Annotated in this window: 14 protein-coding genes; all 14 read left to right on the top strand. The window is 48.2% G+C overall.

The features are described 5' to 3' along the window. Nucleotides 1-849, top strand: an 849-nt coding sequence (locus tag B4C70_RS05810; protein ID WP_290777486.1) for an amidohydrolase family protein, incomplete at its 5' end; no start/stop codon positions are given. Between the two features lie 13 nt (nt 850-862). Further along, nucleotides 863-1,351, top strand: coding sequence for a thioredoxin family protein (locus tag B4C70_RS05805; RefSeq protein ID WP_290777484.1), 489 nt, complete (start codon nt 863-865; stop codon nt 1,349-1,351). Then, complete coding sequence (locus B4C70_RS05800; RefSeq protein WP_290777493.1) at nt 1,344-2,123, top strand: phosphatidylserine decarboxylase; 780 nt, start codon at nt 1,344-1,346, stop codon at nt 2,121-2,123. The genes B4C70_RS05805 and B4C70_RS05800 overlap by 8 nt, the downstream gene beginning before the upstream one ends. 50 nt (nt 2,124-2,173) lie before the next feature. Beyond that, the gene (locus B4C70_RS05795) at nt 2,174-3,523 is read left to right on the top strand and encodes an ArsB/NhaD family transporter (RefSeq protein WP_290777482.1); all 1,350 of its coding nucleotides are present in this window, start codon (nt 2,174-2,176) and stop codon (nt 3,521-3,523) included. Between the two features lie 136 nt (nt 3,524-3,659). Then, the gene (locus B4C70_RS05790) at nt 3,660-4,244 is read left to right on the top strand and encodes a YqeG family HAD IIIA-type phosphatase (protein WP_023467420.1); all 585 of its coding nucleotides are present in this window, start codon (nt 3,660-3,662) and stop codon (nt 4,242-4,244) included. 143 nt (nt 4,245-4,387) lie between these two features. Next, nucleotides 4,388-5,497, top strand: coding sequence for a ribosome biogenesis GTPase YqeH (gene yqeH / locus B4C70_RS05785; protein WP_023467421.1), 1,110 nt, complete (start codon nt 4,388-4,390; stop codon nt 5,495-5,497). After that, nucleotides 5,497-6,285, top strand: coding sequence for a shikimate dehydrogenase (aroE, locus tag B4C70_RS05780; RefSeq protein ID WP_058265063.1), 789 nt, complete (start codon nt 5,497-5,499; stop codon nt 6,283-6,285). The genes yqeH and aroE overlap by 1 nt, the downstream gene beginning before the upstream one ends. A 2-nt stretch (nt 6,286-6,287) precedes the next feature. Then, complete coding sequence (gene yhbY, locus B4C70_RS05775) at nt 6,288-6,581, top strand: ribosome assembly RNA-binding protein YhbY (protein WP_023467424.1); 294 nt, start codon at nt 6,288-6,290, stop codon at nt 6,579-6,581. Beyond that, nucleotides 6,578-7,147: a nicotinate-nucleotide adenylyltransferase gene (gene nadD, locus B4C70_RS05770; protein ID WP_290777480.1), complete on the top strand. Its 570-nt coding sequence runs from the start codon at nt 6,578-6,580 to the stop codon at nt 7,145-7,147. The genes yhbY and nadD overlap by 4 nt, the downstream gene beginning before the upstream one ends. Then, a complete protein-coding gene (gene yqeK / locus B4C70_RS05765; protein WP_023467426.1) occupies nt 7,137-7,712 on the top strand; it encodes a bis(5'-nucleosyl)-tetraphosphatase (symmetrical) YqeK in 576 nt (191 codons plus the stop codon). The genes nadD and yqeK overlap by 11 nt, the downstream gene beginning before the upstream one ends. After that, the gene (gene rsfS / locus B4C70_RS05760) at nt 7,709-8,056 is read left to right on the top strand and encodes a ribosome silencing factor (protein ID WP_023467427.1); all 348 of its coding nucleotides are present in this window, start codon (nt 7,709-7,711) and stop codon (nt 8,054-8,056) included. The genes yqeK and rsfS overlap by 4 nt, the downstream gene beginning before the upstream one ends. Continuing rightward, nucleotides 8,056-8,784 (top strand): class I SAM-dependent DNA methyltransferase, encoded by a 729-nt coding sequence (locus tag B4C70_RS05755; RefSeq protein WP_290777478.1) that lies wholly within the window; start codon nt 8,056-8,058, stop codon nt 8,782-8,784. The genes rsfS and B4C70_RS05755 overlap by 1 nt, the downstream gene beginning before the upstream one ends. Nucleotides 8,785-9,012: 228 nt before the next feature. After that, nucleotides 9,013-9,621: a helix-hairpin-helix domain-containing protein gene (locus B4C70_RS05750; protein WP_290777477.1), complete on the top strand. Its 609-nt coding sequence runs from the start codon at nt 9,013-9,015 to the stop codon at nt 9,619-9,621. Continuing rightward, complete coding sequence (locus B4C70_RS05745; RefSeq protein WP_290777475.1) at nt 9,621-11,783, top strand: DNA internalization-related competence protein ComEC/Rec2; 2,163 nt, start codon at nt 9,621-9,623, stop codon at nt 11,781-11,783. Before B4C70_RS05750 ends, B4C70_RS05745 begins: the two co-directional genes overlap by 1 nt. The last annotated feature ends 24 nt before the right edge of the window (nt 11,784-11,807 follow it).

Below are 11,807 nucleotides of genomic sequence, written 5' to 3'. Positions count from 1 at the left end.
TGGACACGAACGGGAATCGATCTACTGGCACATATACGAGGATATGCTGCATCTGGTATCCGCCCCTTTCTATTAAGCGGAAGTTATATGGTTCCACCGGTCTTCCTGACGCAATCGACAGGACATGATATCGTCCTCATCAATGAAGTGATCGGTATCGGGGAAATTGCCATCAACGATCATCGGTCGACACAACCGACAGCCCATGAACTCGCACGATTAGCGTCAGAAGCCCGAATTGCCGGCATGGTCAAAGGCGTGTCGGGAACGATGAACGTCCATATCGGAGACGGGAAACAAGGACTCGATCTATTACATGAAGTGATTGACACGACTGATATCCCCATCGGACAATTCCTTCCGACGCATATCAACCGGAGTGAACGTATTTTTGAAGCGGGACTCGCCTGGGCGAAACGAGGAGGAAGGATCGATTTCACGACGTGTACGACGGAAAGCTTCATTGCGGAAGGCGAAATTCCAGCAGGACAGGCTGTCGCCCGTGCTTTAGCAGCAGGAATCCCACCTGAACAGATTACGATGTCGAGCGATGCTGGTGCCAGTCTTCCGGCATTTGATGATGCAGGTCGTCTAGTTCGGATTGATACAGGAAAGCCTTCTTCTCTGATACAAGCCGTGCGCGATGCAGTGGCGCATGGTGTTGCTTTTGATCAGGCAATCACGACGATCACGCGACATGTCGCGGATGCATATGGTATACCGGGCGGGCGAATAGCGGTCGGAGAACGAGCGGATCTGTTACTGATTGATGACGCTTTGCAAATCGATACGATTCTTGCGAATGGTCATGCTATAATGGTTCAGAAAAAATGGCTAATACCAGAATGACGGAGGGATAGACGTGTCAAAGAAAACAAAACGTAAAAATACGAAAAAACCGCAATCCAAGGCGAATTGGATTACAGCGGGAGTCATCGGCTTAATCGTATTGGTGGGAGGATTACTTCTTGTCTTCACGGATCGAGAAGATTCTGCATCGAAGAACGGCAACCTAACGGCTACAGAAGTCGCAAATAAAGTAAAATCCGGTGATGAATTCTATACGTATTTCTATCAAACGGGTTGTTCCCACTGTGAAAAAGTAAAACCATATCTCGTCCCGCTTGGTGAAAAACAAGATATCCCATTCGAACAGATCGACCTTGCTGTCGAACAGTCGGCTTGGGATACGTTTGGTATCGAGGGTACACCGACTGTCGTTCACTTTAAGGACGGTAAGGAAGTTGGACGTGTCGCAGGTGAGCAAACGGAAGACAGCTATAAAGAGTTCTTCGCTGGAAAAGACGTAGAGGACTCAAAAGAAGAATCATCTGGTGATCTCAATGATTAAAAAATGGTTTTACTCTCGTGTGTTCGAATTAAATGGACACCCGCTTGTTGCCAAACAACTGAAACGTTTTGCGGTGAGCCGTATCAGTCGTCCGTTTATCCGTCCGTTCGTTCAGGCATACGATTTAAATATGACAGAAGCGACTCAGAATTTAGAAGCGTATTCGAGTTTACATGACGTTTTCATTCGTCATGTCAAACCGGAAATGCGACCGATTGATCAATCAGAAGGCGCATTCGTCAGTCCGTGTGACGGTGTGCTATCCGTCGTTGACGACTTGACGGCTGATAGCCGCTTTACTGTCAAAGGACAATCGTATACGGTATCTGAGTTACTCGGCTCCCATCACGAGGCACAGCAATATGTTGGTGGACGTGTGATGATCTTTTACTTAAGTCCGCAAAACTACCATCGTGTTCATGTGCCGATGGATGGAACAGTCCGGACGAGCTATACGCTCGGTCGCGATTCAGCACCGGTGAATGAGATTGGTCTTACCCATGCGCTTCGTCCATTGACGCGGAATTACCGTCGCGTGACGCGCATCGTCCAAGGAAAACATGCACTTGAACATGTCATGGTCGGCGCACTGAACGTCAACTCGATCGTGCGGACGAACGAGTCGAAGGACCTTCGTCGTGGGGATGAGTTTGGATACTTCTCATTCGGTTCAACGGTCGTCCTGATTTGTCCGAAAGATGCATTGACGTTAGACAGTCAGGCGGTTGGACCAGTTTTAATGGGGCAGCGCCTCGGACAATGGCATTCATGAAAGCGAGACGCCCGTTTTGGGCGTCTCCTTACGTTTAGGAGGAATGAATCATGCCGGCACTGGCATTAGCAGAAATCGGAAGTACACAGGTCCAAACGTATATCGCACTCATCATTTTTTTAGTGACCTATGGCTTCATCATCAGTGAAAAAGTAAGTCGGGCAATCGTCGCCTTGCTTGGAGCGCTCGCGATGGTCATCATCGGTATTGTGGATCTTGAAACCGCATTGTTTGAATATATTGAATGGGGAACGATCGTCTTATTGATCGGCATGATGATTCTCGTCACGATTGCCAACCAATCTGGATTGTTCGAATACATCGCAATCCGCGCTGCGAAGACGACGAAAGGTGATCCGATCAAGGTACTGATTCTACTGTCCGCATTGACGGCACTTGGATCTGCATTCCTTGATAACGTCACGACGGTTCTATTGATCGTTCCGATCACGTTTTCGATTACGAAGATACTTAAAATCGCGCCGTTTCCATTCTTGCTCGCAGAAGTCCTATTTGCGAATATCGGTGGGACGGCGACCTTGATTGGGGATCCACCGAATATCATGATTGGTGCCGCAAATCCACATTTGACGTTCAATGCCTTTTTAGTGAATCTTGCACCGATCATCCTCGTCATCACGGTCGTGACGATCGGCATCCTGTATTTCATCTTCCGGAAGCAGTTGCATGTCGAAGCGGAAGATCGACAAAAACTGATGGAAATCGATGAGAAGAGCTATATCGTTAGTCGAAAATTGGTCACGCGAAGTAGTATCGTTCTCGTCAGTACGATTGCGTTGTTCGTGTTACATCCGCTGCTTGACCGGATCGGACTCCATCTCGAAGCACCAGCGATTGCGATTCTTGGAGCGACGGTTCTGATGTTGCTGACGATTGAAAATGATCATCAGCTCGAAGGGATTTTTGCCCGCGTCGAATGGACAACGATCTTCTTCTTCGCCGGACTGTTCGTGCTCGTCGGCGGGATCCAAGAAGCGGGCATCATCCGCTACCTCGCTGAAAAGACGATTGATTTGACAGGTGGCGATATTCAGACGACAGCGACTGCTGTTCTTTGGTTGTCTGGTATCGCCAGTGCGACGATTGATAACATCCCGTTCGTCGCGACGATGATTCCACTCATCAATGATGTAGCTGCTGGAATTGGATTATCATCAGCAAATGCGAAAGTGGACGTGTTATGGTGGTCCCTCGCACTCGGTGCCTGTCTCGGTGGTAACGGGACATTGATCGGTGCATCGGCGAACGTCATCGTCGCGGGTCTCGCGACACGACAAGGTGAAAAATTTACCTATATGCGCTTTTTGATTTATGGAGCACCGATCACGATCGTAACGTTGATTCTATCGCAACTCTATCTGTGGATTCGATATTATTAAGAAAACGGAAGGTGGACCTTCCGTTTTCTTTTGTGCGTCGCTCTTACTACCTGATTGTGCTATAATCGAACGATAAGAGCATAACTGTTTCTTAAACTTAACTATAGAGCTAGACCATTATCTGGAGGTTTTATTCTTGTTCAAACGACTTTATCCGAAACATTTCGTGGCTTCGATCTACGATATCGACCTTGAAATGCTCAAACGAAACGGTGTCAAAGCGATTTTGACCGATCTTGATAATACGCTCGTCGCATGGAATATCGCAGATGCTCCAGACGAATTGGTTGCTTGGCTGGATATGGTGAATAATCAATATGGTTTCGACGTCATCATCGTATCGAACAATAACGGAGACCGCGTCAAGAAGTTCGCGGATCCACTCGGATTGCATTATATTGCGCCTGCTCGAAAACCGCTTCCTATCGGGTTTAAACGAGCATTGACGGAATTCGGTTATCATGCGAAGGAAGTTGTCTTCTTAGGAGACCAACTCTTTACGGATGTACTCGGTGCAAACTCCGTTGGAATCGAAGTCATCCACGTTCAACCTGTCGTTAAGACGGACGGTGTCGTCACGAAATTCAATCGCCTGATGGAACGTGTCATTTTCCGCCGGATGAAACGCAAAGGAATCTATAAATTGACACAACGCGTCAAGGAAGATCCTTCTGCACTGGAGCATCCGATCGAAACACTTCGTCAGGATAAGCAACAATAACCCTGTCAGATCGGTAGATGAAAGGGAAGGCAGCAGTCGCAACATGTACGGCGAGAGGTCGGAAGTTACGCTCTTGGAGTAGCGAGCAGGGCGCTACGGTGAAAAGAGAAGGGATATCGTTCCCGCATGCGGCTCAACATAATATGATCGAAGAAATCCACTGCGCTGGCTGTGGTGTCGCCATTCAAACGGAAGACACGAAAGCACCAGGATACGCACCTAAATCTGCACTTGATCGTGAAATGGTCATTTGCCAACGTTGCTTTAAATTAAAGCACTACAATCAAATTCAAGATGTATCGTTATCGGACGATGATTTCGTTAAAATCTTAGACGGAATCGGTCAAAAAGATGCACTTGTCGTTAAAATCGTTGATATCTTCGATTTTAATGGAAGCTGGTTACCGGGATTACATCGGTTCGTCGGTAAAAACGACGTTTTACTCGTCGGGAACAAAGCCGATTTATTACCGAAGTCACTCAACCCGAACCGTCTCATGAACTGGATGCGTCAAGCATCGAAAGAACTTGGATTACGTCCAGTCGACGTTCATCTGATCAGTGCGAAAAAAGGGCACGGAGTCGATGAACTCGCTGAAAAAATCGATTATTATCGAAAAGGTCGCGACGTCTATGTCGTTGGTTGTACGAACGTCGGGAAATCGACGCTGATCAACCAAGTCATCAAACGCTTCGGCGAAGAAGATGAAGCCGTCATCACGGTCAGTCACTTCCCAGGAACGACACTAGACTTGATCGACATTCCACTCGACGATAACTGTAACCTGTATGATACACCGGGGATCATCAATCATCATCAGATGGCTCACTATGTTGATGCAAAGGACTTGAAGCTGATCACACCGAAAAAAGAGATCAAGCCACAAGTCTTCCAAATCCATCCGCAACAGACACTCTTCTTCGGAGGTCTTGCACGATTGGACTATATGGAAGGGAACAAGCGTTCATTCGTCATCTACATGTCGAATGAATTGAAAGTTCACCGGACGAAGCTTGAAAAGGCAGACGATTTATACGCGAACCATAACGGTGAGCTGTTGTCTCCGCCAAACGAAAAGACGCGTGAGATGCTACCGCCGCTTGTCCGTCATGAATTCAGCCTCCGCGACAACATGAAGACGGATATCGTCTTCAGTGGACTCGGGTGGGTTGCGGTTCACGGAAAAGGTGGACGTGTCGCTGCTTACGCCCCGAAAGGTGTCGCTGTATCCTTACGTGAGGCGCTCGTCTGATGCGCTTTGCCGTCATCGGTCATCCGATTGCCCATTCACTTTCACCTGAGCTGCATACAGCTTGGCTGGAAGCGGCTGGGCTTTTCGGCTGTTATGACCTCATCGATGTAACGGAGCAGCAATTGCCGCAAATCATTACGAAATTACGCACACATCAGCTAGACGGAATCAATGTGACGATTCCACATAAAACAGCAATCATTCCGTATCTGGATCGACTAGAGCCGGCAGCTCAAAAAGCAGGCGCCGTGAATACGGTATATCGGCAGGATGGGCAGTTGATTGGTGCGAATACAGATGGAATCGGATTCGTCCGCGCGTTGACAGAACGTCGTCCGTCATTTCAAAAGACGCTCGTTCTTGGTGCGGGCGGTGCGGCGCGAGGCATCATTGCTGCGTTGCCCGGAGATGTGACGATCACGAATCGTACAGAAGAACGCTCTAAGGCAGTTGCCGATGAATTCGGAGCAACCGTTCTACCATGGCAAGAAACATTTGATTTAACGAGTTACGACGTCATCATCAATACGACTTCTGTCGGGATGGCGCCACATATCGAGGCACGTCCGATCGAATTGACGGAGACGCACGCCTTGATTTGTGATATTATTTATCGACCGACGCCGACCCGTCTATTGCGTGAAGCGACCGAAAAAGGTCTTGACACACTTGACGGCGTCCCGATGTTCGTCTTACAAGCGGCTGAAGCATTTGAACGCTTCACCGGACAAGCACCTGACCTTGCACTTGGCGAGCAGGTGATACGAAAGCAATTGGAGGAATTTTAATCATGTTAACAGGTAAACAAAAACGTTTTTTACGCGCGACAGCTCACGACTTAAACCCGATTTTCCAAGTCGGTAAAAATGGAGTCGGAGAAGCGATGTGCGCTGATTTGATGGATGCGCTCGAAAAACGGGAACTCTTGAAAGTACAAGTATTGCAAAATTGTGCGGACGCACCGAAGGATGTCGCACAAGAACTCGTCGCAGGAACGAATGCTGAACTCGTTCAAGTCATCGGAAAAGTCATCGTTCTCTATAAAGAATCAAAAGAGAACAAGACGCTCGAATTGCCACGATGAAAATCGGACTGATGGGCGGAACGTTCGATCCTCCGCATATCGGTCATCTCCTGATTGCCGAACAAGCGCAGGAACAACTCGAACTCGATGGGGTCTGGTTCGTACCAGCGAATGTGCCACCGCATAAACAACGTACAGTCACAGACGCAACCAAGCGTTTACGCCTTGTAGAAGAAGCAATTGCATTGAATCCGGCTTTTTCCGTCTCGGCAATTGAGTTTGAGCGGAAAGAGCCTTCCTATACGTATGATACGATTCGTGCACTCAAGCACCGGTACCCGGAGCATGAGTTTCTATTTCTCATTGGAGCAGATTCACTCGTGAGTCTCGATACGTGGTATCAAGCCGAACAGTTATACGAGGAAGTCGTCTTTGGTGCCGTCGCTCGACCGGGCAGTCGGTATCTGATTCCGCGTGGTGCCCATGTGAAAGCGGTCGATATGCCATTGCTAGAAATTTCTTCGACGGATATCCGGCAACGGGTCGCGCGTGGACGGAGCATTCGCTACCTTGTACCGGAAGCCGTTCGACAACGGATTGAGGAGTGGAATCTATATGCGCCTTGAAGAAGCACGTCAAATCATTGAGCGTACGTTGCCTGAGCGACGCTATGTGCACACATTAGGTGTCGTTGAGACAGCACGACACTTGGCTCTTAAATATGGTGTTGACGAAGAAGAAGCAACACTTGCTGCTATGCTTCATGATTATGCGAAATACCGCGATACGAATGAGATGCGTTCGATTGCCGTTGAATTGAATCAACGGGTTTTACTCGATTATGATGACGAACTGCTTCATGCGCCAGTAGGTGCGGAGCTTGTCCGTCGAGAACTTGGTCTTGATTCAGACGTGATTTATCAAGCGATCGCAAATCACACGACGGGGGCACCCGGTATGCCGTTGCTCGATCAAATCATCTTCGTCGCGGATGCGATTGAACCAAATCGCAGTTATCCAGGTGTCGAAGCGCTTCGTGAAGTAGCGGAGCAGGATTTGACGGACGCCGTCATCGCAACACTCAGTCAGACGATTCATTTTTTATGTAAAAAACAAGCCATCATCTTTCCGCGAACGATTGAGACCTATAATGCCTTCGTCGCGGCCAAACGAAAGGGGACCGTCCTATGACAGTCGAACAAGAACTACAATTAATCGTAAATGCCATCGACGATAAACGCGCTGAAGATATCGTCGTCCTGAATATGTCGAGCATCTCACCAGTTGCCGACTACTTCGTCATCTGTGAAGGGAATTCAGAAAAACAAGTACAGGCAATCGCACGTGAACTCAAAGAAGTCGCGCACGAACATAACCTGCCGATCAAACGTCTCGAAGGATTCGATGCGGCACGTTGGGTGTTAGCGGATCTTGAAAACGTCGTCGTTCACGTCTTCCACCGTGACGATCGTGATTACTATAATCTCGAAAAACTCTGGGCAGATGCTCCAAAGGTTGAAGTCGAGGTCAACTAATGGCATACGAACAGTTCGCCTACATCTATGATGAATTGATGCAAGACGTCCCGTACGATCAATGGATCGACTGGGTCAAAGCATACGTTCCGACTGGCAGTACGATTGCTGATATCGGATGTGGAACGGGTACGGCGACGCTTGCATTAGCGGCACACTATGAGATGCTCGGAATCGATTTATCGGAAGAGATGCTCGAAGTCGCGCAGGAAAAAGCGATGGAAGAGGGATTACGCATTCAATTCTGGGCGCAAGACATGCGCGAAATCGAATTGCCGACACCTGTCGATGCCGTGACGATCCTATGCGACTCCTTGAACTATCTCCGGACGGAAGAGGATGTCAAACAGACGTTTACACATGTAGCAGCAATCCTCAAAGAGGGTGGACGTCTCTTATTTGATACACACTCTCCATACAAGATGGAAACGTTGTTCAATGGAAAGACATATGCGACACATGCGGAGCAAAGTTCGTATATCTGGTTCGCGGATCCTGGTGAAGCACCGCTTTCTGTCGTCCATGAACTGACTTTCTTCATCGAGGAAGAGGACGGTCGCTACGAGCGTGTCGATGAAACGCATCATCAGCGGACATATCCTCCAGCACAGTACGTGACGTGGTTACGCGACGCCGGATTCCGGGTTCTTGCGGTCACAGGCGATTTTGGACCGGATGCTCCTTCTGAGACAGCCGAGCGGATTTTCTTCGTTGCTGAAAAAATGTAAAAGTGATCTCATCCGTCTTCTTTAAGCGATACACGTTCGTGTTGCTTGAAGGAGACGGATTTTTTGTTCGTCAAACAGATGCTAATTCAAAGTAACGGTATGGATGATATGACCTTTATCCGACATAACACACCGTATCATGTTGTAAAAGAGTGGTTAGTGCGTATTCCTTCGTTTCCTGAAGTCCGTAGCGACCTGTTAGAGTCGTGGAAAAAGGAGGGATTCGTCTTGACCGTTCCACGTTTGCAACAAATCGCAGGTCTCGTCGTCGTCCTGCTACTCATCATTTTATTATTCGTACCATTACCCTCTTGCTCGAATGAAGCGATGGTCGATCAACCGTCCTTAACGGATAAACAACAAGAGGCAAAAGCAGAGCCAGTAGAAAAAGATACCTCGATTCGTGACAAACTCATCATGGTCGACATAAAAGGGGCGGTAGAAGCACCTGGACCCTATCAATTCCACCTCGGTGATCGAGTGAAGGATGCAATCGAAAAAGCAAAGACGACTGAGAAAGCTGACATTCGACAAATGAATCTCGCGGCACGTCTCATTGATGGACAGGAAGTCATCGTGCCGGTAAAAAAGACGAAAGATCAGCCGAAACCAACGAAACGCTCAAAAGCAGAGATACCAAAAGGACTGATTGACCTCAATGCGGCAACGGCGGAACAGTTGATGGAGGTTCCGGGAATCGGTCCTGCCAAAGCAGAAGCGATCTTAGCCTATCGTGAGGAGAAGGGAGGATTTGCGACGTATGAATCACTCGGAGATGTAAAGGGCTTTGGGGAAAAGACGTTAGAATCGCTTAAATCCTACCTGATCGTCTACTGATGCCGCTTCATGCGCTGTTCGTTCTCTTACTCATTGTCGCCATTAAAGAATCGATCTGGTGGTTAGTAACGCTGATGCTATTTACTGTCATGAAGTCATGGTCTTTTTCAATCGGTCGTCTTTTCTTTTTGTTCATTCTGAGTTGTCTATTCATCGGAATGGGTCATCTGTCACCTGAACCGCACGACGTCTCGTCTGTTGACATCTTATCAGGTAAGCGTAATGGGGATCGAATTCGCTATGATGCGGAGAGCAACGGTCAATCGATTCTATTGACGGCAACGATTGCAGAAGATGAGACAGGATACGAACGAATCGGTTACTCCTGTCACGTCGATACGGAACCGCTCGATGTCCGTCAACAATCGAATGCGGGAGGTTTTGACGAACTGCAATTCATGCATACGAATCGTTACGCTGGAAAGTGGGAAGTCCGTTCGTTTGATTCCTGTCATCCGACACTTGGATATGCGGCAGAAGGAAGACGGGTACGTGAAGCATGGTTGAAACGGATAGAAGACTTGTTACCACAAAAGCAAGCATTCTACGTCGAAGCACTTGTATTTGGTGAGGATCGATTAATGGATCAAGTGACGCTCGAACGGTTTAAGAAATTCGGCTTATTACATGCGATCGTCATCTCAGGATCACATATCGCTTTTTTAGTGTTTAGTCTGCTGTACGTCTTACGAAAAATCAGAATGACAAAAGAAAAACGACTTGATATCGTTCTGATCTTACTGCCGATTTACGGATGGTTGACGGAGTGGAGTCCACCGGTCACGCGAGCTGTGCTCGTCGCGATGATTCTGTTGCTCGGTCGTCGTTTCCACAAACCGTTAGATCCGGTCGAGGTCATTGCGGGGGTCGCAGCTTTTCAATTAGCGATTCAACCAACTGTCATTTACGATATCGGATTTCAATTGACGGTCGGACTGACGCTTTTTCTTGTGATGTCGAGACGACTCATGGGTTCGGTTCGTCGTCCTTGGAACTGGCTGCTTATCAGTGCTTGGGCACAGATTGGAACACTCCTCTTTTTACAGGGGATTGAACAGACGACGGTTTCAATTTGGTCGCCATTCTTGAACTTATTGATTGGTGGCTGGATTGAATGGGTGATTCTGCCGGGATCGTTCATTCTGGCGACGCTTCCATTTTTACCGCTCAGTTCGACGTTTCAGATCGCGCATCAGTACGCGATTCAATGGATGGACCAAGCGTTACGACTGGCGGAGGATCTACCGTTGGCGATGGTTGCCGTTCCAGCATTTTCTCCGATCGTCTTGACAATCGTCGTTGTCGGAACAGTAATCGCTTGGTATATTGCTGAGCGGAGATGGTGGGGGCATGCTCTACCGTTGATCCTTTTACTTACGGCATGGGGCTACACGGAGTGGCACGCACCTGAACAGATCACTTTTTTAGATGTCGGGCAAGGCGATAGTATCGTGCTTGAGAAAGCAGGAGAGACATTCGTCGTAGACACAGGTGGTGTTTATCAGCAAACGACACATCCACTGCTCCGTCCGTTCGATCCGGGTAGTCATATCGTCGCGCCCTTTTTATTCACACGAGGAGAAGCAGAAATCGATGGTCTCATCGTGTCGCATGCTGATCACGATCACGTCGGTGGACTTCTAGGATTACTGCGTCAAGTTCGCGTGAAAACCATTTATTTAGGTGCGTATGACAACATGGATGAGAAGCGAAACGATTTGATTCGTTCGATCGAAGCAACTGGGACGCGTGTCGAGTTCGTTCAAAAGGGGCAAACGATTCGTCCTTGGTTACATGTACTTGCACCGACTGGACGAGAAGAAGAAGAGAACGATCGGTCTATTATATTACTTGCACAGGTTGCCAAACAACGTGTTTTACTGACGGGTGACGCTGGCCTAGCAATCGAGGACGAATTAAGCGTTGGACCAATCGATATTCTAAAAGCAGGTCATCATGGTTCGAACACGTCGACCGGTGAAGAACTCTTGCAGAAGACGAATCCGAAGATTGTCATCTTATCAGTCGGACGAAAAAATCGATACGGGCATCCGCATCCGGACGTGCTTGAGCGGATCGGGACAGATCGGATCGTCTTTCGAACGGATGAGGACGGGAGTGTAACTTGTTCTTCAGCGGGCTGTGAACCTATGATAAAATAAAAAAACAGCAACCCCCCAAGGTTG

The organism is Exiguobacterium sp. UBA5002 (assembly GCF_002396765.1).
Lineage (GTDB): Bacteria > Bacillota > Bacilli > Exiguobacteriales > Exiguobacteriaceae > Exiguobacterium_A.
The sequence above is the reverse complement of the archived record's forward strand: the minus strand, read 5'-3'. Positions and strand labels throughout refer to the sequence as shown.